The following is a 22,789-nucleotide window of genomic DNA, read 5'->3' as shown; positions in this document are numbered from 1 at the left end:
CGACGCTAGCACCGGGGGAACTGCGTCCCGGCGGGCCGTCGTCGAGGTCTAGGGAATTCCAAAGTATTGGCTCGATGCGGTCGTCTGCCGTGGGGCCTGGACGGCGTGCGCACGTACGCTGGCGCGTGGTGGGCCCGCTTCCGCAGTCCAACGGTCGGGGGTGGGACGCCCGGCAATCGTTCGCGTACGGTCCCGTCGGACGGAGAACGCATGACCAACGGCGTAAGCCCCCTGCCGGGCCGGCCGCCCTCCGACCGACCCGGCCGCGGCGGCGGCAGCCCCCGTGAGGTGTCCGGGCCGTCGTCCGGGCCGCCCCTGCTGCTCACCGTCCTCCTGGACTTCGGTGCTCCGATCGGCCTGTACTACGGCCTGACGGCGGCCGGGGTGGGTGATGTGATCGCCTTGACGGCCGGAGCGGTGGTGCCTGCGGCGTCGACGCTGGTGCGGTTCGCGAGGACCCGGCAGGTGGACGTGCTGGGCGTGTTCGTGACGGTCATGCTGGTGCTCAGCATCGTCGTGTCGGTGGTCAGCGGCAGTCCACGGCTGCTGCTGGTCCGTGACGGCTGGCTGACCGGCGCGGCCGGGCTGGGCTTCCTGGTGTCGCTGCGCGGCAGACGCCCGCTGGCGTTCGGTTTCTCCCGGCGGCTGCTGGAGCGGCGGGCCGCCGGTGGCCGGGACTGGGACGAGCTGTGGGACGAGGTCCCGCGCTTCCGGCGCATCTGGCGGGTCACCACGGTGATGTGGGGCGTCGGACTGATCGTCGACTCGGGGATCCGGACGCTGATGGCGTACACCCTGCCGGTCCACATGGTGCCGGCTCTCAACGGAGTCCAGTACGGCGTGTTCACGCTGCTCATGCTGGTGATCGTGAACGTCTACCACGCGCGGGCCGGGCTCTGGCCGATCCTGGCCCCGGACCTCGGCTCCGCTGTGCGCGACGGCGGTCGGGGGGCGGAGGCGGCGCGCCGCGCCGGACACGACCACCACTGACCCGGCCGGTCCGATCGCCCGCCCCGGGCCGCAGTCGCCCCACCCCGGTACGCGACCCACGGCGCCCGGAGCGCCTGCCCGTTCTCAGGCGTCCGACGCGCCCGCTGTCGTCGGCCGGGACGGTCCGGCCGTGTGGAGCGCTCCGGTCTCCACGGCTGTGCGCAGTCGCTGCGCCTCGCGCGGCATGTTGACGGCGACGGCTCCGAGGACGCGGTCTCCCGCGCAGTACACGGCGGTGAACTTCCGCTCGGCGGGGCTGCCTTCGACGATGCTGCACCGGTCGGTCCCGGTGATGTCCCCGAACACCTGGACCTTGAGGTCGTGCTGGTCGGTCCAGAAGGACCGCAGCGGTGTGAAGGGCCGTGCTCGGGTTCCCGCGAGGATGTTGCGGGCGACGGCCACGGCCTGTTCGGTGGCGTGCGTCCGGTGTTCCAGCCGGTGCCGCCGTCGTGTGCGCGGGTCGCACCGGTTGGCCACGTCGCCCGCGGCCCACACGCCGGGCTCCGCCGCGCACAGCACGTCGCAGACGACGCCGTCCTCGACGGGCACGCCGCTTCCGTGCAGCCACTCGGTGTTGGGCAGGGAGCCGGCCGCGACGAGCACCACGTCCGCGGGCAGCAGGGTTCCGTCGGCCAGGCGGACTCCGGTGACGGTTCCACGGGCGGCGGCCACGGCGGTCGCCCGTCCCCGGCGGACGCGCAGGCCGAGGTCCCGGTGGGTGGCGGAGACCAGGTCGGCGGCCTGTCGTCCGAGCAGGTCGAGCAGGGGCAGGGGCGCGGGGCAGACCAGCGTGACGTCGGCGCCGAGGGTCCGAGCGGCGACGGCGACCTCCGTACCGAGCAGTCCGGCTCCGGCCACCACCAGGCGCGGGCCGCCGAGCAGGGCCTCACGCAGACCGAGGGCGTCATCGAGGGTGCGCAGGACGTGCAGCCCATCGGGTGCACCCAAGCGGCCGGGGTCGTCGGTGCAGGGCAGTCGCCGGGGCCGTACGCCGGTGGCGACGACGACGGCGTCGGCGTGCAGCCGGGAGCCGTCGGCGCATTCGACCGCGCGTCCGGTGCGGTCGAGTCGGGTGGCTGCGCTGCCCGGACGCAGGTCGATGCCGAGCCGGTCGTAGGTCTCGGGTGCGCGCAGCCGGACCCGGTCCGGTTCCCAGCGTCCGGTGAGGATCTGCTTGGACAGGGGCGGCCGGTCGTAGGGCAGGTGGGGTTCGGCGCCGACGAGGGTGAGCCGGCCCTCGTAACCCTGGCGGCGCAGGCTCTCGGCGGTGGTGGCGCCGGCGGCCCCGGCGCCGACGACGACGACCTCGTTCAGCTCGGTCACGCCGTCACCCCGGTGACCGTCTTCAGCGGTTCCCACCAGGACCGGCGGGTGCGGTACCAGGCGACGGTCCCGGCGAGCCCGGTGGTGAAGTCCGTGCGCGGACGGTAGCCGAGTTCGTCGCGGATCTTCGTCCAGTCGACGCAGTAGCGGCGGTCGTGGCCCTTGCGGTCGGGGACGTGCTCGATGCGGTCCGGTCCGGCGCCGCACGCGTCGAGGAGCAGGCCGGTGAGGTCGCGGTTGGTGAGTTCGGTGCCGCCGCCGATGTTGTAGACCTCACCGGCTCGACCCCGGGTGCGGACCAGTTCGATGCCGTGGACGTGGTCGTCGACGTGCAGCCAGTCGCGTACGTTGCCGCCGTCGCCGTACAGCGGGACCTTCAGACCTTCGAGGAGGTTGGTGACGAACAGGGGGACGACCTTCTCGGGGTACTGGTGGGGTCCGTAGTTGTTGGAGCAGCGTGTCACCCGCACGTCCAGGCCGTGGGTGCGATGGTAGGAGAGGGCGAGCAGGTCGGAGGCGGCCTTGGAGGCGGAGTAGGGGGAGTTCGGCAGGAGCGGGCTCTCCTCGGTCCAGGCGCCGGTGTCGATGGAGCCGTAGACCTCGTCGGTGGAGACGTGCACGAAGGTGCGGACGTGGTGCCGCAGTGCGGCGTCGAGGAGGGTCTGGGTGCCCAGGACGTTGGTACGGACGAACTCGGCGGAGCTGAGGATCGACCGGTCGACGTGCGACTCGGCGGCGAAGTGCACGACGTCGTCGTGGCGGGCCATGAGGTCGTCGACGAGTTCCTGGTCGCAGATGTCGCCTTTGACGAAGGTGAACGCGGGGTGCTCGCGGACGGGGTCCAGGTTGGCGGGGTTGCCCGAGTAGGTGAGTTTGTCGAGCACGGTGACGGACACGTCGGGCGGGCCGGCTCGGCCGAGCAGGGTTCGCACGTGATGGGAGCCGATGAAACCGGCGCCGCCGGTCACCAGGATGCCGGTCGTCATGAGGAGATCTGCACCCGCCCGTGGTCGCCGATGACGAGCCGGTGGGTGGCGGGCACCCGTGGGCCGAGGGAGACGTGCACGTTGCGGCCGACGAGCGAGCCTTCCACCCGGCGGATGCTGTCGAAGCTGGACTCCCGCAGGACGATGGAGAACTCGATCTCGCTGTTGCGGATGACGCAGTCCTCGGCGATCGACGTCGACGGGCCTATGTAGGAGTCCTGGACGAGGGTCCCGGATCCGACGATCGCGGGTCCCACGATCCGGGAGCCGCGTACGGTCGCACCGGCCTCGATGCGGACCCGGCCGACGATCTCGCTGGCGCCGTCGACGTCCCCGTCGACCCGGTGCTCCAGCAGGTCGAGCAGTCGGCGGTTGACGTCGAGGATGTCGGTGGCGTTCCCGGTGTCCTTCCAGTATCCGGTGATCACGGTGGTGCGGACGTCCCGTTCGCGGTCGAGCAGCCACTGGATGGCGTCGGTGATCTCCAGTTCGCCGCGTCGGGAGGGCGCGATGGCGCGTACGGCGTCGTGGATGGCAGGGCCGAAGAGGTACACGCCGACGAGTGCCAGGTCGCTCCTGGGCCGGTGGGGTTTCTCCTCCAAGCGGACCAGCCGTCCCTGCTCGTCGAGTTCGGCGACGCCGAAGGCGGACGGGTCGGGGACGCGGGTGAGCAGGAGCTGGGCGTCGGGGCGTGTCTTGTGGAACTCCTCGACGGAGTCGTTGATGCCGCCGAAGACGAAGTTGTCCCCGAGGAACATCACGAAGTCGTCGTCGCCGAGGAAGTCCCGGGCGATGAGTACGGCATGGGCGAGACCGAGCGGTGCCTCCTGCCGCAGGTAGGTGACGTCGAGGCCGAAGTCCGAGCCGTCGCCGACGGCCTGCCGGATCTCGTCCTCGGTGTCGCCGACCACGATTGCGACGTCGGTGATCCCGACGTCGGCGATCGCCTCCAGGCCGTAGAAGAGGATGGGTTTGTTGGCGACCGGCACCAACTGTTTGGCGGAGGTGTGGGTGATGGGCCGCAGCCGGGTCCCCGCACCTCCCGACAGCACGAGAGCCTTCACGGTTTCCGTCCCGCCTTACGTGTCGTCGGTGAGAGGGCCGGCCGTCAGGACCGGATCTCGATGGCGCCGGAGGGGCAGATCAACTCCGCCTCCGTCACGGCGGCGTGCCGGTCCTGCGGCGGTTCGGCCTGCAGCAGTTCGACCAGGCCGTCCTCACGGCTCTGGTCGAACACTCCGGCGGCGGCCAGCACGCACTGGCCGGCTCCGACACAGCGCTCACGGTCAACGATGATCTTCATGGTGTCCGTCCTGTTCCTGTTGCTGGTCGTCTTGGTGTCGCTGTGGCTGTTCGTGTTCCGGGTCAGCGGACCTCGGCCAGCCGTTCGAGGGACGCCACCAGCTCGGCGGGGCTCGGCATGGCCTCGCACCGGGCTCGCAGCCGCCTGGCCGCCTCCCCTGCGTCCGGCTGCCCGGTGAGTCGGCGGACGTGGTCGCGGACCTTGTCCGCGGTGGCGTCGCGGTGGTGCAGGTAGACGCCGGCGCCGGCGCGTTCCAGGGCGCGTCCGCGCAGTTCGTGGTCGGAGACGAGCGTGGAGAGCATCAGCTGGGGCACCCCGGCGACGATGGCGGTGGCGAAGCTGCCGTAGCCGCCGTGGTGGATGAGGGCCGAGCAGGTCGGCAGGAGGGTGTGCAGGGCCACCGAGTCGACGGCCCGGGCGTTGTCGGGGACGGAGGTGAGACGCTCGCGCTGGGAGGGCAGGAGCGCGGCGACCACCTCGACGTCCTCCTCGGCCAGGGCGTCGAGGATCTCCGGCACGTTCACGTAGTCGCCGCCGTAGTCCTCGGTGTTGGAGGCGCCCAGGCTCAGACAGACCCGCGGCTTCTTCGGAGCCTCGCGCAGCCAGTCCCACACCACCGCGCGTCCGTTGTACGGAACGTGCCGCATGGGCAGTTCCGGGGAGGCCGTCGGGACGGACAGGGCGGGCGGCAGGGTGCTGATGGTGGCCTGGCCGTGCAGCATCTCCTCGTCGCAGGACAGTCCGAACGGCTCCGACCGGGCGGCCAGCCACTCGGCCAGCGGGTCCACGCGCTCGGCCTCGGGCTGTTCCGCCATCAGCTCCAGATAGGTCTGCCGGGTGCGGCCCCACACGTCGGCGCACCACATCGACCGTACGTGCGCCGCTCCACTGATCCGGGCGGCGACGGCACCCGCGTAGGCGAGGGGGTCCCGCACGACGAGGTCGGGCCGCCAGCTCTGCGCGAAGGCAGCCAGGTCGTCGATCATGGAGTCGTTGTAGACGGCGAACGCGTAGGGGACGCTCAGTTCGTAACGTTCCTTCAGCTCGGACCAGTCGACGTCGGCGCGTTCGCAGCGGCTCCAGTTCGCCGTCCGGTAGTCCTGCGACTCGCGGTAGGCCGACATGTCGCGGTGGATGGCATGGTCGCGGCCGACCGGCACGGCGGTGAGTCCGGCGCGGACGATGGCTTCGGTGGCCATGGGCTGGCTCGCCACGCGTACCTCGTGGCCGGCGGCGGCGAATGCCCACGCGAGCGGGGCCATCAGATAGATGTGGGACTTCTCGGACAGGCTGACGAACAGGACCCGCATCATGCTCCCTCGGTTCGGTGGGCCGGTTCGCGGCCGGCGGCGTACGGCGGCAGCACCGTGTCGATCCAGCTGGTGAGGGCGCCCGCGGTGGTGGCGGCGTGGGACTCCATCATCGTGAAGTGGTTGCCGGGCACGTTCACCACGTGGTCGGCGCCGTCCCAGGAGCTCTGCCACTCCCCCGGTTCGACGGGTCCCTGCTCGGCGACGCCGGCCGGTGGTTCGCTCGGGCGCGCCAGCAGCACGGGCACGGACAGGGCACCCGGGTCCCATTCGCCGATCATGTGGATGTACCAGCTCATCGCGGACAGCCGGTCGGCGTCCATCGCCGCGAACATCGACTCCCGGTCGAACATCCCCGCGAGCATCTCGGCCGAGAAGCGGGTGAACGGCGAGTCGGCGCGCGGCATGTAGGTGTCGAGCAGCGCCACGCCGAGCGGCGGCTGCCCGGCCTTCTCCAGATGGCGGGCGGCGGCCAGTGCCAGGACGCCTCCGGAGGAGGACCCGGTGAGGACGAAGGGCCGCCCGTCGGCGCAGCGCAGGGCCCATTCGGCCTGGGTGCGGGCGACCACGTCCAGCGAGGCGGGCAACGGCTGGCCGCGCCCGAATCCGGGGGTGGGCAGCGCCCAGACGTCCCGGCGCCCGCGGAACGCCGAGGCGAAGCGCGCGTACTGGTGCACGCCGGCCAGTGCCACGTAGGAGCTGAAGCAGACGAGCGGGACCCCCTCGTCCCCGGCGGCCAGCCGCAGTCCGGCGGCGGGGCCGGTCAGGCCGTCCGGCGCGTCGACGACGGGCCGGAGCTCGGCGACCGCCTGCAGCAGTGCGAAGCCGTCGTCGACCCGGCCCTGTCGGCAGGCGGTGCGGAACAGGGCTCCCACGGTGTCCTCCGGGCGCGCCCCGGACCGCTCGGGCTCCGTACCGGGCCGGTCTCCGGAGGATGCCGCCGGGTCCGCGGCGGCCGACGCGAACCGTGCGGCGAGGTCCGCCGCGAGCATCCGGGGCGTGTCGGCGTCGAAGACGAGTGTCGGGGGCAGCCGGAAGCCGGTGAGTGAGCCGAGCCGGTTGCGCAGTTCGACCGCGGTGAGCGAGTCGAAGCCGAGCTCCGCGAAGTGCCGGTCGGGCGGCACCTCGTCGGTCGTGTCGTGCCCGAGGACCACGGCGACCTGGGCACGGACCGTGTCCAGCAGTGCGGAGAGCCGCTGCGCGGTGTCGAGGCCGGCCAGCCGGGCGCCCAGTGCCCGCCCCTCGTCGGCCGGTGATCCGGCGGCCGCGGATCGGCGCGTCCGGGCGCGGGTGGCGGCCGACCGCTGACGTGCCACGGCCACCACCGCCGCGTCGAGTGCGGTCAACGCCTCGTCGAGCAGGGCGAGACCCGCCCCGGAGGTGAGCGGCAGCATCCCGGAGCGGGCCATCCGCTCCCGGTCGGCGGCGCCCAGACCGGCGGTCATGCCGCTGTCGGCGGCCCACAGACCCCAGGCCACGGACGTGGCGGCCAGGCCCCGGGCCCGGCGGTGGCGGGCCAGCCCGTCGAGGAACGCGTTCGCGGCGGCGTAGGCACTCTGGCCCGCCGCCCCGAAGGTGCCCGCGGCCGAGGAGAACAGCACGAACGCCGACAGGTCCTGATGCTCCGTCAGTCGATGCAGCAGCCAGGCCGCGTCGGCCTTCGGTCGCAGTACGGCGTCGAGCTGGGCATCGGTCAGTGAGGCCAGGGTGGCGTCGTCGACGGCTCCGGCGATGTGGACGACGGCCGTGAGGGGACGGTCTCGGGGTACGCGGGCGAGCAGCGCCTCCACCTCGGCGGGGTCGGCGACGTCGCAGGCGACGAGCGTGGCCTCGGCGCCGTGGGCGGCGAGGTCGGCGAGCAGGGTGCCGGCGCCCGGAACGTCGGTGCCGCGCCGGGAGGCCAGCAGCAGCCGGCGGGCCCCGTGGGCGGTGACCAGATGCCGGGTCACCAGGCCACCGAGGGCGCCGGTCGCTCCGGTGACGAGCACGGTGCCGTCCGTGTCGAACGGGGCGCCCGACGGGCAGTGGTCCGGCTCGATCGCGGCGCCCCGGGCGGTGCGGTCCGTCTCTCCGTGGGACGCCGGAGGTGTGCCGTCCCCGGCCGCCCTGTCCACCGGGTGCAGGTCGGGCAGCAGCAGTGTTCCGGAGCGGACGGCGGCCTGCGGGTGCGCGGCGGCGATCGCCGCCGTGACCGCGGCCCGGGTGCCGTGGGTGCCGGGGGCGCTCACCGTGTCGAGATCGAGCAGGTGCAGCCGGTGGGGGTGCTCCAGCTGGGCGGATCGCGCGAGCCCCCACAGGGCGGCGGCCGGGAGGTCCGTCACGTCCTCGTCCCGGGTCGTGCCCAGCGCGCCCCGGGTGACCAGGACGAGGCGGGAGCCGGTGAGGCGGTCGTCGTCCACCCAGGTACGGATCAGGTCCGCGGCTGTCGCCAGCAGTTCCCGGGTGGCCTCGGGCACGGGCGCGCCGGGTGCGGCGGTGCAGGTGGTCAGGACGATCCGGGGCGGTGCGGTGCCGGTGTCGACGGCCGCGGCGAGGGAGGCGAGGTCCGCGTAGCACTCCAGGTGCACCCCGGACGCGTCCAGTGTCTCGCCCAGGCCGCCGTCGCCCTTGCCCAGCAGGGCCCAGCGCACGGTCTCCGCGGCGGGGGCGTCGGGCTGCGGGTCGGCGGGCCGCCAGCGCTGGACCAGCAGCGGTGTCGCGTCGGCCGGTCCGGTGCCGCGCGCGCCCGGGAGGTGCCCGGAGGCGATCCGGCGCAGGACGAGACCGCCGGCGGTGACGACGGGCCGGCCGTCGGGGCCGGCGGCGGACACCGTGTACGTGTCGGGGCGTTCGCCGGGGGCCAGGTGGACGCGCAGCGTGCTCGCGCCGGTCGCGTGGAGGCGGACGCCGTGCCAGGCGAACGGCAGTGTGGCCGCAGCCTCCCCGTCCGCACCGTCCAAGGCGCGCACGAGCAGCGTCTGCACGGCCGCGTCCAGCAGTGCCGGGTGGATTCCGTACCGGGTCGCGTCAGCGCGGTGGGTCTCCGGCAGCGCGACCTCCGCGAAGATGTCCGTGTCTCGTCGCCAGACCCTGCCGAGTCCGCGGAACGCGGGCCCGTAGCCGAACCCTCCGGCCGCGAACCCCTCGTACCAGTCACCGTCCTCCTCCGGCGTGCCCGGTCCGCCGGGCTCGACCCGCATGGCCCCCGGCGGCGGCCATGCAGCGAGGTAGGCGCCGGCCGACGGGGCCGTCTCCGGCTCCTCGGTGAGCAGGCCCTGCGCGTGCCGGGTCCACGGCCCGTCGGGACCGGCGTCTGCGGCCCGCGAGTGGACGCTGAACGCCCGCCGCCCGTCCTCGTCGGGGCCCGCGAGCGTGAGCTGGAACTGCGCGGAGCCGTGCTCGGACAGCACCAGCGGCGTCTCCAGGGTGAGTTCGGCGACCTGCCCGAGGCCGACCTGGTCGCCGGCATGCACGGCCAGTTCGAGGTAGGCGGTGGCGGGCAGGATGGCCCGACCCAGCACCTGGTGGTCGGCGAGCCAGGGGACCGTGCGCGGGGACAGCAGGCCGCTGAACACCAGCCCGCCGGTGTCGGCGACCCGGACGGCCGCGGACAGGAGCGGGTGTCCGGGCCGTTCCAGCCCGGCGGCGGTGACGTCGCCCGGCTGCACGGAAGCGGCGAGCCAGTGGCGGCGGCGTTGGAAGGCGTAGGTCGGCAGTTGCACCGGCGCGGTGACGGGCAACTGCCCGGCCCAGTCGACACCGGCCCCGTCCACGTGCACCCGGGCCAACGCCCCCAGCAAGGAGACGGCCTCGGGCCGATCCCCCCGCAGAACAGGCACCAGCACCGAAGCCCCCGGCTCCTCCAGACACCCCTGCGCCAGAGCAGTGAGGGTGCCGTCGGGACCCAACTCCACGAACCGACCCACCCCCTGCCCGACAAGCACCCCGACAGCATCCGCGAAACGCACCGCCTGACGGACCTGACCCACCCAGTACTCCGAAGACATCAACTCCTCGGCGGTGGCGATCGCACCGGTCACCGTGGACACCACCGACAGCTGCGGCCGTGCGTACGACAACTCCTGGGCCACGGCCCGGAAGTCGGCGAGCATCGGCTCCATCAGCGGCGAGTGGAAGGCATGGCTGACCCGCAGCGCCGTCACCTTGCGGTCCTGGGCACGGAAGTGGGCCGCGACCTCCTCCACCGCCTCGGCCACGCCCGAGACGACCACCGCCCGCGGACCGTTCACCGCGGCAATACCCACCCGCACACCGTCCAGCAGCGGCAGCACCTCCTCCTCGGACGCCTGCACCGCCACCATCGCCCCACCCGCCGGCAACGCCTGCATCAACCGACCCCGCGCCACCACCAGACGACACGCATCCTCAAACGACCACACCCCCGCCACATACGCCGCAGCTATCTCACCGATCGAATGCCCCACCAGCACATCCGGCCGCACACCCCACGACTCCAGCAACCGGAACAACGCCACCTCAAGAGCGAACAACGCAGGCTGCGCGAACTCCGTCCGATCCAGCCGGTCCGCATCCTCACCGAACACGACCTCCCGCAACGAGCACGGCAGTTCGGTGTCCAGATGCGCGCACACCGCATCGAAGGCATCCGCGAACACCGGACACCCCTCATACAACTCACGCCCCATATCCGGACGTTGCGAGCCCTGACCCGCGAACAGGAACGCGGTCCGCACATCACGCCGGACCACACCCGTGACCGCGTCCACCGCCTCCTCACCCGCAGCAACGGCCCGCAGCGCCCGCACCAACCCCTCCCGGCCGGCACCCCACACCACAGCCCGCTGCTCGAACAACGACCGCGACCTCACCAACGCCCCCGCCACACCGACGACATCCACACCCGCGTCACCGGACACGAACTCCGCCAACCGCCCCGCCTGAGCCCGCAACGCCGCAACCGTACGACCCGACACCACCCACGGCACCACACCACCGGCCACCGACACACCAGCCCCGGCATCGGCGTCCGCATCGGCATCGGCCGGTGGCTCCGCCAGCACCACGTGCGCGTTCGTACCGCTGATGCCGAACGACGAGACGCCGGCACGGCGTACGTGCCCTGCGGCCCGCGGCCAGGAGGTGTCCGTGTCGAGGAGTTCCACCGCGCCGGCGGACCAGTCCACATGGGAGGACGGACGCTCGGCGTGCAGCGTGCGCGGCAGCACCCCGTGGTGCAGAGCCAGCACCATCTTGATCACACCCGCCACACCGGCCGCGGCCTGCGTGTGCCCGATGTTCGACTTCACCGACCCCAACCACAACGGCCGCTCACGCCCCTGACCATAAGTGGCCAGCAGCGCCTGCGCCTCGATCGGATCACCCAGCGACGTCCCCGTGCCGTGCGCCTCCACCGCATCCACATCCCCCGGAACCAACCCGGCACCCGCCAACGCCTGCCGGATCACCCGCTGCTGCGACGGACCGTTCGGCGCCGTCAACCCGTTCGACGCACCGTCCTGATTCACCGCCGAACCCGCCACCACCGCCCACACCCGACGCCCACCACGGCGCGCAACCGACAACCGCTCCACCACCACCAGACCCGCACCCTCGGCGAACCCGGCACCGTCCGCCGCATCCGAGAACGCCTTGCACCGACCGTCCGACGCCAACCCCCGCTGCCGCGAGAAATCCAGGAAGAGACCCGGCGTCGACATCACCGTCACCCCACCCGCCAACGCCAGATCACACTCACCCGCCCGCACCGCCTGCACCGCCAGATGCAACGCCACCAGAGCCGACGAACACGCCGTGTCCACCGTCACCGCAGGACCCTCCAGACCGAGGGTGTACGAGAGGCGGCCCGACAGCACACTGGCGGAGTTGCCGGTGCCGAGGTGGCCGGCGACCTCCTCGGCATCGGCCGGATCGAGGGGGCGGGAGGCGTAGTCCTGGTAGTTGGTGCCGGCGAAGACGCCGGTGCGGGATCCGCGCAGGGTCGTCGGGTCGATGCCGGCCCGCTCGAACGCCTCCCAGGCCAGCTCCAGCAGCAGCCGCTGCTGGGGGTCCATCGCCAGCGCCTCACGCGGCGAGACACCGAAGAAGCCGGCGTCGAAGTCGGCGACGTGGTCGAGGAAGCCGCCGCGGCGGGTGCTGGCCCGGCCGGGCACGCCGGGTTCGGGGTGGTAGAGGTGGTCGACGTCCCAGCCGCGGTCGTCGGGCCAGGCCGTGATGGCGTCGGTGCCGTCGGCGAGCAGCCGCCAGAACGCCTCCGGGGTGTGAGCGCCGCCCGGGAAACGGCAGCTCATCGACGTGATGACGATCGGGTCGTCGTCGGTGGCGCGCGGCGCGGGCAGCGCGGTGGCGTTCCCGGTGGCGCCGGAGGCCGGAGCGAGAGTGCCGCGGAGGTGTTCGGCGAGGGCGGCCGGGGTCGGGTAGTCGAAGACGAGGGTGGCGGGCAGGGGGCGGCCCAGGGAGCCGCTGAGCGCGTTGCGCAGTTCGACGGCGGTGAGCGAGTCGAAGCCGAGTTCCCGGAAGGAGCGGGTGGGTTCGACGTCCTGCGGTCCGGTGTGGTCCAGGACGACAGCGACGTGGGCGCGGACGAGTTCCTCCAGGGCGGCGCGCTGTTCGGGTGCGGCGAGCGTGGCGAGCTGCCCGGCGAGGTCGTCGGTGCCGGGGGTGTCGGCGTCGGCTCCGGCGTGCGTCTCGTGGGGTGCCCGACGCCCGGCCAGGGCGCGCCGGGCGTCGGGCAGGTCGTCGATGAAGGGTCGGGGGCGGCTCGTGGTGTAGGCGTGGGCGAACAGGTCCCAGTCGATGTCGGTGACGGCGACGGTGGTGTCGTCGTGGTCGAGGGCCTGCTGGAGTGCTCCGAGGGCGAGATCGGGGTCCATGGGGCGCACGCCGTGCCGTTGCAGGCGTGCACCGACGGAGCCCTCGGCCATGCCGCCGTCGGCCCAGGGCCCCCAGGCGATGGCGGTGGCGGGCAGGCCCGCGGCGCGGCGCTGCTGGGCGAGGGCGTCGAGGAGGGCGTTGCCGGGCGCGTAGTTGGCGTGTCCGGGGGCGCCGATGGTGCCGGCGGTGGAGGAGAACAGGACGAAGGCGGTCAGGTCGAGGTGGGCGGTGAGGGCGTCGAGGTTGCGGGCGCCCCCCACCTTCACTCTCAGGGCCTCGGCGAGTCGGCCGGGGGTGAGGGAGGTGATGACGCCGTCGTGCAGGACGGCGGCGGTGTGGAAGACCGCGGTGAGGGCGCGTTCGCCGGGGACGGCGGTGAGTGCGGCGGCGAGCTGGTCGCGATCGGAGACGTCGCAGGCGACGATGTCGACGTGTCCGGCGCCGAGTTCGGTGAGTTCGGTCGTCAGTTCCGCCGCGCCGGGGGCGTCGGGGCCGGTGCGGCTGAGGAGCAGCAGGCCGGGGGCGCCCTGGCGGGCGAGGCGGCGGGCGACCTGGCGGCCGAGGGCGCCGGTCCCTCCGGTGACGAGGACGGTGCCGGTGGGGGTCCAGCCGCGGCGGGCGCCGAGGCCTCCGGTGGCAGCGCGGACGAGGCGGCGCACGAGCAGGCCGGTGGTGCGGACGGCGAGCTGGTCCTCGTGCCCGGCGTCGGCCAGGGCGGCGGTGAGCCGATCGGCGGCGTGGGTGTCGAGGTCGGCGGGCAGGTCGATCAGGCCGCCCCACCGCTGGGGCTGTTCGAGGGCCACGACCCGGCCGAACCCCCACACGAGGGCCTGCTGCGGGGCGTCGACGGTCTCCGCGGGGCCGGTGGCGACGGCGCCTCGGGTGGCGAACCAGACGGGTGCCTCCAGCCCGAGGTCGTCGAGGGCCTGGACGAGGGCGACGGTGGCCGAGAAGGCGCGGGGCAGGCCGGGCAGGGAGGGGTGGTCGTTCTCGTCGAGGGCGAGCAGCGACAGCACGGCGCGCGGCCGGTCCTGTCCGGTGGCGCGCAGGAGCTCCGCTGTCCGGTCGCGGTCGTCGTCGGCCGCGACGGCGACGGTGACGGGGGTGGCGCCGGCCCGGGCGAGCGCGTCTGTCACGGCGGTCGCGCGGTTGTGACCGGGATGGTCCGGGTCCTGGTGCGCGGCGGGTACCGCGACGAGCCAGGTGCCGGTCAGGACGGGGGTTCGGGGGGCGGGCAGGGGCTTCCATGTGACGCGGTAGCGCCAGCCGTCCGCGGTGGCGTTCTCCCTGCTGCGCCGACGGTAGTCGCTCAGGGCGGGCAGGACCGTGGCCAGGGTGTCCTCGTCGAGGTGGAGGGCGGAGGCCAGCGGTGCGGTCTCGCCGTTCTCGACGGTCTGCCAGAACCGGGAGTCGAGGTCGGTGGCGGCGTCGGCGGACGGGAGGGCGGGGGTGGGCCAGTAGGTGCGGTGCTGGAAGGCGTAGGTGGGCAGGTCGACGCGGGTGCCGGTGCCGATGAGGGCGGGCCAGTCGACGGCCGCGCCGCCGCGTACGGTGAGTTCGGCGAGTGAGGTGTGGAAGCGGCGCGGCCCGCCCTCGCCGCGGCGCAGGGTGCCGGTGACGACGGTGCCCGTGCGGCCGTCCTCGTCCAGGGTGTCGCGGACGGCGGCGGTGAGTACGGGGTGGGGGCTGGACTCGACGAACGAGCGGAAGTCCTGGGCGGCGAGGGCGCGTACGGCGTCGGCGAAGCGGACGGTGCGGCGCAGGTTCTCGTACCAGTATCCGGCGTCGAGGCGTTCGGTGCCGAGCCAGTCGCAGGTGACGGTGGAGAAGAACGGCACCTGCGCGGCCTGCGGACGCACGGGGGCGAGGTCGGTCAGCAGGCGGTCGCGGATCGCCTCGACCTGCGCGGAGTGGGAGGCGTAGTCGACGGGGATCTGCCGGGCCTGGGCGCCGGCGGCGGTGAGGTCGGCGACCAGGTCGCGGACGGCGTCGGCGTCGCCGGAGACGACGACGGAGGCCGGGCCGTTGACGGCGGCGAGCGAGAGTCGCCCGTCCCGGCGGGTCAGGTGCCCTTCCACCTCGGCGACGGGCAGCAGGACGGAGGCCATCCCTCCGCGTCCGGCGAGTGCGGTGATGGCCCTGCTGCGCAGGACGACGACGCGTGCCGCGTCGTCCAGGGTGAGTGCTCCGGCGACGCAGGCGGCGGCGATCTCGCCCTGGCTGTGGCCGACGACGGCGTCCGGGCGCACCCCGCGGGCCTGCCAGAGCCGGGCCAGCGACACCATGGTCACGAACAGCAGGGGCTGGACGACGTCCACGCGGTCCAGGGTCGGGGCTCCGTCGGCGCCGCGCAGGACGGCTTCCGCGGACCAGTCGACGTACTTCTCCACGGCGCTCGCGCAGGCGGTGAAGTGCTCGCGGAACGCGGGCTCGGTGTCGAGGAGTTCGGTGGCCATGCCGGGCCACTGGGGGCCCTGGCCGGGGAAGACGAGGACGGTGCGGCCGTCGACGTCGGCCAGGCCCCGCACCAGCCCGGCCGCCGGTGTGCCGGAGGCCAGGGACTCCAGGCCGTGCAGCAGTTCCGTCCGGTCGTCGGCGAGGAGCACCGCGCGGTGTTCCAGGGTGGCGCGGGTGGCGGCCAGCGACCACGCCACGTCGTGCGGGGCAGGGGCGTCGGGTTGGTCGGCGTCGGCGCGGAGCCGGGCGTGCAGCGCGGCGGCCTGGGCGCGGAGCGCTGCGGCGCTGCGGGCGGAGACGACGTACGGGAGCGTGGGGTGGAGGCGGCGGGTCCGGGCGTCGGGGTCGGTGGTCTCTCCGGTGTCCCGCGGGGCCGGTTCTGCGGGGTCCGACGGTTCGGGAGTGGGTTGTTCCAGGATGACGTGGGCGTTGGTGCCGCTGACGCCGAAGGACGAGACACCTGCCGTGCGGGGGTGGTCCCCGGCGGGCCAGGGTCCGTTCTCGGTGAGCAGTTCGACTCGGCCCGCGGTCCAGTCGACGTGTCCGGTGGGGCGGTCGACGTGGAGGGTGCGGGGCAGCAACCCGTGCTGCATGGCCAGTACCGTCTTGATGACGCCCGCGACGCCGGCCGCGGCCTGGGTGTGCCCGATGTTCGACTTCACCGACCCCAGCCACAGGGGGCGTTCGCGGTCCTGGCCGTAGGTGGCGAGGAGGGCCTGCGCCTCGATCGGGTCGCCCAGTGTCGTGCCGGTGCCATGGGCCTCGACGGCGTCGACGTCGGCGGCGGACAGCCGGGCGTCGGCGAGGGCCTGCCGGATGACGCGCTGCTGGGCGGGACCGTTGGGGGCGGTCAGCCCGTTGGAGGCGCCGTCCTGGTTGACGGCGCTGCCGCGGACCACGGCGAGCACGGGGTGCCCGAGGCGGCGGGCGTCGGCGAGCCGCTCGACGAGCAGCATGCCGGCTCCCTCGGCCCAGCCGGTGCCGTCGGCCGCGTCGGCGAACGCCTTGCACCGGCCGTCCGGGGCGAGGCCTCGCTGCCGGCTGAACTCCAGGAAGAGACCTGGTGTGGACATCACGGTGACGCCGCCGGCCAGCGCCAGGTCGCACTCCCGGGCGCGCAGTGCCCGCACCGCCAGGTGCAGGGCGACGAGGGAGGAGGAGCAGGCGGTGTCCACGGTGACCGCGGGGCCCTCCAGGCCGAGGGTGTAGGCGACGCGGCCGGAGACGACGCTTGCGGCGTTGCCGGTGCCGATGTGGCCTTCCAGGCTCTCCTGCGAGGCGAGCAGCAGCGCCGGGTAGTCCTGGCCGTTGGTGCCGGCGAAGACACCGGTGCGGGATCCGCGCAGGCTTGTCGGGTCGATCCCGGCCCGCTCGAACGCCTCCCAGGAGATCTCCAGCAGCAGCCGCTGCTGGGGGTCCATGGCCAGGGCCTCGCGCGGCGAGATCCCGAAGAACGACGCGTCGAAGTCACCCGCGTCGGCGAGGGCCCCGCCGCGGGTGCTGTACGTCTTCCCGGGGCGGCCGGGCTCGGGGTCGTAGTGGTCGGCGAGGTTCCAGCCGCGGTCGGTGGGCCAATCGGTGACGGCGTCCGTGCCCGAGGCCAGCAAGCGCCACAGCGCCTCGGGCGAGTCGGCGCCGCCCGGGAAGCGGCAGCCCATCGCGACGACGGCGACCGGTTCCCGGGAGGCGGACTCTGCCTCGCGCAGCCGTCTGCGGGTCTCGTGCAGGTCACCGGTGACCTTCTTGAGGTAGCTGAGGAGCTTCTCCTGCTCGTTCACGCGTACTCACCCACCTGGAAGGTCGTGTCGGTCGTGGCGGTGGCGGGCGCCGACCGAGTGAGGGCGGGCGCCGTGCGGAGGGCGGCGGATGCGACGGGGACGGCGGCGGCGGCCCCGCTTCCGCTCGTGGGGGCGGCCGGTGTGCCGGTCCTGCTGCCACCACCGGTCACGGCCGCGGTCCTCCTCCTGGATGCGCTCATGAGATGCCGAGGTCGTTGTCGATGAGGTCGAAGATCTCCTCCGCTCCCGCGGACTCGATCCGTTCCTGCAGCGGGCCCGCTCCGTCATCCGTCCACTCGGCTCTGGTCTCTCCCGCGCCGCCCCAGCGGGAGGAGAGCGAAAGCAGGCGTGAGGCGATCCGGCCGCGCTGTGCGTCGTCCTCGGCCAGCCGGGCGAGGGCGGCCTCCAACTGGTCGAGGGCGTCCAGGACGGGCGCGCCGCCGCCGTCCTCGGGGGCGGCCAGGGACCGCAGGTGGCGTGCGAGGACCCGGGGCGTGGGCTGGTCGAACAGGAGCGTGGCGGGCAGCTGGAGTCCGGCGGCGACACCGAGACGGTTGCGCAGCTCGACCGCCATCAGCGAGTCGAAGCCGAGTTCGGTGAAGGCGCGGTCGGGGTCGACGGCGTCCACCGAACCGTGTCCGAGGACGGTGGCGACGTGCCCGCGGACCACCTGGAGCAGCACGCGCTCCTGTTCGGTCTCGGACAGCCCGGCGAGTCGGTTGCCCAGCTCTTGGCCCGTGGTGTCGTCGGCGCCGCCCTGCTGTGCCGACTGCCGCAGCAGGGCCTGTGCTTCGGGGAGTTCGGCGAGAAGCGGGGCCGGCCGTACGGCGGTGAAGGCGGGGACGAAGCGGTCCCAGTCCAACTCGGCGACGGTCAGTGCGGCCTGCGTGCCGGTGACGGCCCGCTCCAGCGCGGCGAGTGCGAGGTCCGGATCGAGCGGGACGACTCCCCCGGCGCGCAGCCTGGCCTCGGCCTCCGGTCCGCCGGCCGCCATGCCGCCGCCGGCCCACGGGCCCCAGGCGACGGAGGTGGCGGGCAGTCCCTCGGCGCGGCGCCGGGCGGCGAGCGCGTCGAGGTAGGCGTTGGCGGCGGCGTAGTTGGCCTGACCGGCCGCCCCGAGGGTACCGGCGAGGGACGAGAACAGCACGAACGCCGAGAGGTCGCGGTCGCGGGTGAGTCGGTCGAGGTTGCGGGCTGCGGCGAGCTTGGGCCGCAGCACCGCATCCAGCCGCTCAGGGGTGAGCGCCTGCAGAAGCCCGTCGTCCAGGACGCCGGCGGCGTGCACCACGGCGTCCACGGGGTGCTCGGCCAGCAGCGCGGCGAGCGCGTCGGCGTCGGCGGCGTCGCAGGCGGCGAGGGTCACCTCGGCTCCCGTGGCGGCGAGTTCGTCGCGCAGTGCCTGTGCGCCGTCGGCGTCGGGTCCGCGGCGGCCGGTCAGCAGCAGGTGCCGGGCACCGCGGTCGGCGAGCCGGCGGGCGACGCGGGCGCCGAGCGCGCCGGTTCCGCCGGTGACGAGCACGGTCTGTCCGGCGCAGTCCCATGCGGTCGCCCCGGCCGCGCTGGTGGCGGAGGGGCGGGTGTGGACGAGACGCCGGGCGAGGATCCCGCCGGCGCGTACGGCGGTCTGGTCCTCCCCGGTGGTGCCGGAGAGCACCGCGGCGAGCCGTTCGGCGGTGCGCCCGTCGAGGCGGGCCGGAAGGTCGACGAGGCCGCCCCAGCGCTGCGGTGCCTCCAGCGCGGCGACCCGGCCCAGCCCCCAGGCGGTGGCCTGCACGGGCGAGGCGGGAAGCTCCCGGTCGGTGGCGGCGACCGCCCCGGAGGTGGCGCACCACAGGGGCGCGCCGATCTCCAGGTCCCCGAGCGCCTGGGTGAGGGCGAGCAGAGCCGCGAGGCCTGCGGGGGTGGCGGTGTGCTGCGCGGTCGCGGGTTCCGTCTCGTCGAGGGCCAGGAGCGACACCACTCCCTGGAGCGTGTTCCGTTCCGGGAGCGCGCGCAGTTGCTCGGTGAGGGCGGCCGTGTCGGTGAGGGCGCAGTCCACGACGAGCGGCAGCGGGTGGGCGCCGTGCGTGGTCAGGCCCTTGACGAGCGTGTCGGTCCACGGGTCGTCGGCCCGGGACGCGGGCACCACGAGCAGCCAGGTGCCCGACAGGACCGGCGGGGCGCCGTCCGGCACGGGCCGCCAGGCTGCCGTGTAGGTGCCGGTGTCGAGTGCGGACCGTTCGCGGTGGCGGCGCCGCCAGGACGTGAGCGCGGGCAGCAGTTCGCTGACCGGGGTGTCGGCTCCCAGGTCGGGCCGGTCGGTGAGGCCACCGAGGTCGCCTCGTTCGACGGCGGCCCAGAACTCCTCGTTCGCCCGGTCGGCGTCACCGGGCGCCTCGGCCACGGCGGGTGTGGCGGCGGCCGGCCAGTAGCGGTTGCGCTGGAAGGCGTAGGTCGGCAGCTCGACCGTGCGGGCCGGGGCGGTCAGGCCGGTCGGGGGGACGGCGAGTCCGCGCACGTGCAGGGTCCCGGCGGCCAGCAGGGCGGCGACCGGTTCGGACCGGCCGCGGCGCAGCACGGGCACGGCGAGGGCCTGCCGCTCCGGACCGTCGGTGTCGCCGTCCTGGAGCGTGTCGAGGGTGAGTGCGGTCAGCGAGCCGTCCGGGCCGAGTTCGACGAAGACGCCGACGCCGTCCTGGCGGAGGGTGCGCACCCCGTCGGCGAACCGCACGGTCTGCCGCACGTGCCGCACCCAGTGGTCCGGCGAGGTGAGTTCGGCCTCCGTGGCCCGTTCGCCCGTCGTGTTGGAGACGATCGGGATCGCGGGCGGCGCGTAGCGCACGCCTCGCGCGACCTCCTCGAACTCCGCAAGCATCGCGTCCATATGCGCTGAGTGAAACGCATGGCTGACCCGCAAACGCCTAGTCTTTCGGCCCAGGCCGGCGAAATGACCGGCGATGTCCGACACGGCGTCCTCGTCCCCGGACACGACGATCGCGCGGGGCCCGTTGACCGCGGCGACACCGGCACCCTCCCCGAGCAGCGGCAGCACCTCGTCCTCGGCGGCCTCGACGGCGGCCATCGCGCCGCCCTCGGGCAGCGCGTCCATGAGCCGGCCCCGGGCGGCGACGAGCGCGCAGGCGTCCGGCAGGGTCAGCACACCGGCCACGTGCGCGGCGGACAGTTCGCCGATGGAGTGACCCGTCAACACGTCCGGGGTGACACCCCAGGACCGCACCAGTTCGTGCAGGGCCAGGTGGACGGCGAACAGGGCGGGCTGGGTGTAGGCGGTGCGGTCCAGCAGCCGGGCGAGCCTGGTGCCCTCCTCGGCCGTCACCACGTCGGCCAGGGGCACCGCCAGGTGCGGTGCGAATGCCGTGCAGACCCGCTGGAAGGCGTCGGCGTACACCGGGAAACGGTCGAGGAGCTCGCGGCCCATACCAGGCCGCTGCGAGCCCTGCCCGCTGAACAGGAACGCGGTACGGCCTGCCGGTCCGGTGCGCCCGCGCACCATGTTCGCGGGGTCCTCGCCGCGACCGACGGCGGCGAGGCCGGCCAGCAGTTCCTCCCGGTCGGCGCCGACCACCACCGCCCGGTGCTCGAACGCAGCGCGGCCGGTGGCCAGCGAGTGCGCGACGTCGGCAGGATCCAGCTCGGGGCGGGCGACGAGGTGTGCACGCAGCCTTTCGGCCTGCCCGCTCAGGGCCGAGGGCGTGCGTCCGCTGAGGGCCCAGGCGAGCGGCCGGGTGACGGGCGCCGCGCTGGAGCCGGGCGTGTCGGCGCCCTCGTTCGGGCCGCCGGCGGCCGCCGCCGGGGCGCCGTTGTCCGCGGGGGGAGCGTCGACGTCGTCGTGCGGGGCGTCGCCCTCCTCCAGGACGACATGGGCGTTGGTGCCGCTGATGCCGAACGACGACACGGCGGCCCGGCGCGCGCGTCCGGGGCGCGGCCAGGGCTGCGCCTCGGCGAGCAGTTGGATGCGGCCCGCCGTCCAGTCGACGTGCGTGGTCGGTCGGGCCAGGTGCAGTGTGCGCGGGAGCGTTCCGTGCCGCATCGCCAGCACCGTCTTGATGACGCCCGCGACGCCGGCCGCGGCCTGGGTGTGCCCGATGTTCGACTTCACCGAGCCCAGCCACAGGGGGCGTTCGCGGTCCTGGCCGTAGGTGGCAAGGAGGGCCTGCGCCTCGATCGGGTCGCCCAGTCTCGTGCCGGTGCCGTGCGCCTCCACCGCGTCGACGTCTGCCGGGCCGAGCCCGCCGGCCTCCAGCGCGGCCCGGATGACCCGCTGCTGCGAGGGCCCGTTGGGCGCGGTCAGTCCGTTGCTGGCGCCGTCCGAATTGACGGCGCTGCCCCGGACCACGGCGAGCACCGGGTGCCTGTTCCGGCGGGCGTCGGACAACCGCTCCAGCAGCAGGACGCCGGCGCCCTCGCCCCAGCCGGTGCCGTCGGCGTCGTCGGAGAACGGTTTGCACCGGTGGTCGCCGGCCATGCCGCCCTGCCGGTCGAAGTCGGCGAACGCGCCGGGAGTGGCCATCACGGTCACCCCACCGGCCAGCGCCAGGTCGCACTCGCCGGACCGCAGCGACTGCGCGGCCCAGTGCAGCGCGACGAGGGAGGACGAGCAGGCGGTGTCCACCGTGACCGCCGGTCCCTCCAGGCCGAGCGCGTAGGCGACCCGGCCGGAGGTCACGCTCGCGGCGTGCCCGGTCAGCAACTGGCCCTGGGCGTCCTCCGGGACAGCGTGCGCGGCCGACCCATAACCCTGGTAGTTCGTGCCGACGAACACCCCGGTGCGCGATCCGTGGAGAGCCCGCGGATCGATCGCCGCGCGTTCCAGCGCCTCCCAGGAGATCTCCAGCAGCACACGCTGCTGCGGGTCCATCGCCAGTGCCTCACGCGGAGAGATCCCGAAGAAGTCCGGGTCGAACTCGGCCGCGTCGTACAGGAATCCGCCCTCGATGCCGTCCGCCTGCCAGCCGCGGTCCACGGGGGGAGCGCCGATCGCGTCCACCCCGTCACCGAGGAGCTGCCAGAACTCCTCCGGGCTCCGCACGCCTCCGGGGAAGCGGCAGCCGATGCCCACGACGGCGATGCGTGCGTCGTCCCCGGCTCCGGCCGCGGCGGCCGCGCCACGCTCGGTTCGGGGCACCACGACCGGAACCGATCCGATGCCGTCGGCCGGTGCGAGGGCACCGAGCAGCTGGCCGGAGATGTGCCGGGCGAGCGCCTGCGGCGACGGATAGTCGAACACGAGGGTGGCCGGCAGGCGCAGCCCGGTCGCGCCGTTGAGTCGGTTGCGCAGTTCGACGGCGGTCAGCGAGTCGATGCCCAGGCCCCGGAAGTCCCGGCCGGCCTCCACCGCGTCCGCGCTCGGGTGTCCCAGCACCAGCGCCGTCTGGGTGCGGACGAGGTCCAGCACGGCCGTAGCCCGCTCGGCGTCCGCCTGACCGGCGAGTCGGGCCCGAAAGTCCCGGGCCGCGTCGCCGTCCCCTGCCGCCGACGCCGCCGTGCGCCGCGCCGGAGCGACGGCGAGTCCCCGCAGCATGGCGGGCAGCGCCGCGACCGCCTGCCGGTCTCGCAGCACGCTCCGTTCCAGTGCGATCGGCACCAGCGTCGCTTCGGTACGCCGCCACGCGACGTCGAAGGCACCGAGGCCCTGCTCCGGGCTGAGCGGCACCATCCCACCCCGTGCCATGCGGCGCAGGTCGGCTTCGGTCAGCTCGGCCGTCATGCCCGCCCCCGGAGCCCACGGCCCCCAGGCCAGCGCGACGGCCGGCAACCCGGCGCGGCGACGAACGGTGGCGAAGGCGTCCA

The 22,789-nt window shown here is 74.2% G+C and carries 9 protein-coding genes; 1 reads left to right on the top strand and 8 read right to left on the bottom strand.

What is annotated here, in order from left to right; genetic code table 11:
* Positions 1-210: 210 nt before the first annotated feature.
* The gene (locus JS756_RS34035; protein ID WP_205387140.1) at positions 211-990 is read left to right on the top strand and encodes a VC0807 family protein; all 780 of its coding nucleotides are present in this window, start codon (positions 211-213) and stop codon (positions 988-990) included.
* A gap of 84 nt (positions 991-1,074) precedes the next feature.
* Here JS756_RS34035 and JS756_RS34030 read toward each other — a convergent pair whose 3' ends face one another.
* The 8 genes from JS756_RS34030 to JS756_RS37745 all read right to left on the bottom strand — a co-directional run bounded on the left by JS756_RS34030 (position 1,075) and on the right by JS756_RS37745 (position 22,706).
* On the bottom strand, positions 1,075-2,313 hold the full coding sequence (locus tag JS756_RS34030) for an NAD(P)/FAD-dependent oxidoreductase (RefSeq protein WP_307791395.1): 1,239 nt from the start codon (positions 2,311-2,313) through the stop codon (positions 1,075-1,077).
* Positions 2,310-3,299, bottom strand: coding sequence for a dTDP-glucose 4,6-dehydratase (gene rfbB / locus JS756_RS34025; protein ID WP_205387139.1), 990 nt, complete (start codon positions 3,297-3,299; stop codon positions 2,310-2,312). Before rfbB ends, JS756_RS34030 begins: the two co-directional genes overlap by 4 nt.
* Positions 3,296-4,363 carry a glucose-1-phosphate thymidylyltransferase gene (locus tag JS756_RS34020; protein ID WP_205387138.1) on the bottom strand — a complete coding sequence of 356 codons (1,068 nt, stop codon included), beginning with the start codon at positions 4,361-4,363 and terminating at the stop codon, positions 3,296-3,298. The genes rfbB and JS756_RS34020 overlap by 4 nt, the downstream gene beginning before the upstream one ends.
* 44 nt (positions 4,364-4,407) lie before the next feature.
* Complete coding sequence (locus JS756_RS34015) at positions 4,408-4,602, bottom strand: ferredoxin (protein WP_205387137.1); 195 nt, start codon at positions 4,600-4,602, stop codon at positions 4,408-4,410.
* 62 nt (positions 4,603-4,664) lie between these two features.
* Complete coding sequence (locus JS756_RS34010) at positions 4,665-5,915, bottom strand: activator-dependent family glycosyltransferase (RefSeq protein WP_240204791.1); 1,251 nt, start codon at positions 5,913-5,915, stop codon at positions 4,665-4,667.
* Positions 5,912-16,999, bottom strand: coding sequence for a type I polyketide synthase (locus JS756_RS34005; RefSeq protein WP_205387136.1), 11,088 nt, complete (start codon positions 16,997-16,999; stop codon positions 5,912-5,914). Before JS756_RS34005 ends, JS756_RS34010 begins: the two co-directional genes overlap by 4 nt.
* Positions 16,996-17,199, bottom strand: a complete 204-nt coding sequence (locus JS756_RS34000; RefSeq protein WP_205387135.1) for a hypothetical protein — start codon at positions 17,197-17,199, stop codon at positions 16,996-16,998. Before JS756_RS34000 ends, JS756_RS34005 begins: the two co-directional genes overlap by 4 nt.
* Positions 17,196-22,706: a type I polyketide synthase gene (locus JS756_RS37745; RefSeq protein ID WP_275892782.1), complete on the bottom strand. Its 5,511-nt coding sequence runs from the start codon at positions 22,704-22,706 to the stop codon at positions 17,196-17,198. Before JS756_RS37745 ends, JS756_RS34000 begins: the two co-directional genes overlap by 4 nt.
* Positions 22,707-22,789: the final 83 nt, after the last annotated feature.

Origin of the sequence: Streptomyces actuosus (assembly GCF_016921115.1) — a bacterium.
Taxonomy (GTDB): Bacteria; Actinomycetota; Actinomycetes; order Streptomycetales; family Streptomycetaceae; genus Streptomyces; species Streptomyces actuosus_A.
The sequence above is the reverse complement of the archived record's forward strand: the minus strand, read 5'-3'. Positions and strand labels throughout refer to the sequence as shown.

Bases quoted from the DNA above. Each gene is read 5' to 3' on its own strand.
- JS756_RS37745 (WP_275892782.1), bottom strand. From the start codon at position 22,706: ATGACGGCCGAGCTGACCGAAGCCGACCTGCGCCGCATGGCACGGGGT.
- JS756_RS34010 (WP_240204791.1), bottom strand. From the start codon at position 5,915: ATGATGCGGGTCCTGTTCGTCAGCCTGTCCGAGAAGTCCCACATCTAT.
- JS756_RS34035 (WP_205387140.1), top strand. From the start codon at position 211: ATGACCAACGGCGTAAGCCCCCTGCCGGGCCGGCCGCCCTCCGACCGA.
- rfbB (WP_205387139.1), bottom strand. From the start codon at position 3,299: ATGACGACCGGCATCCTGGTGACCGGCGGCGCCGGTTTCATCGGCTCC.
- JS756_RS34015 (WP_205387137.1), bottom strand. From the start codon at position 4,602: ATGAAGATCATCGTTGACCGTGAGCGCTGTGTCGGAGCCGGCCAGTGC.
- JS756_RS34000 (WP_205387135.1), bottom strand. From the start codon at position 17,199: ATGAGCGCATCCAGGAGGAGGACCGCGGCCGTGACCGGTGGTGGCAGC.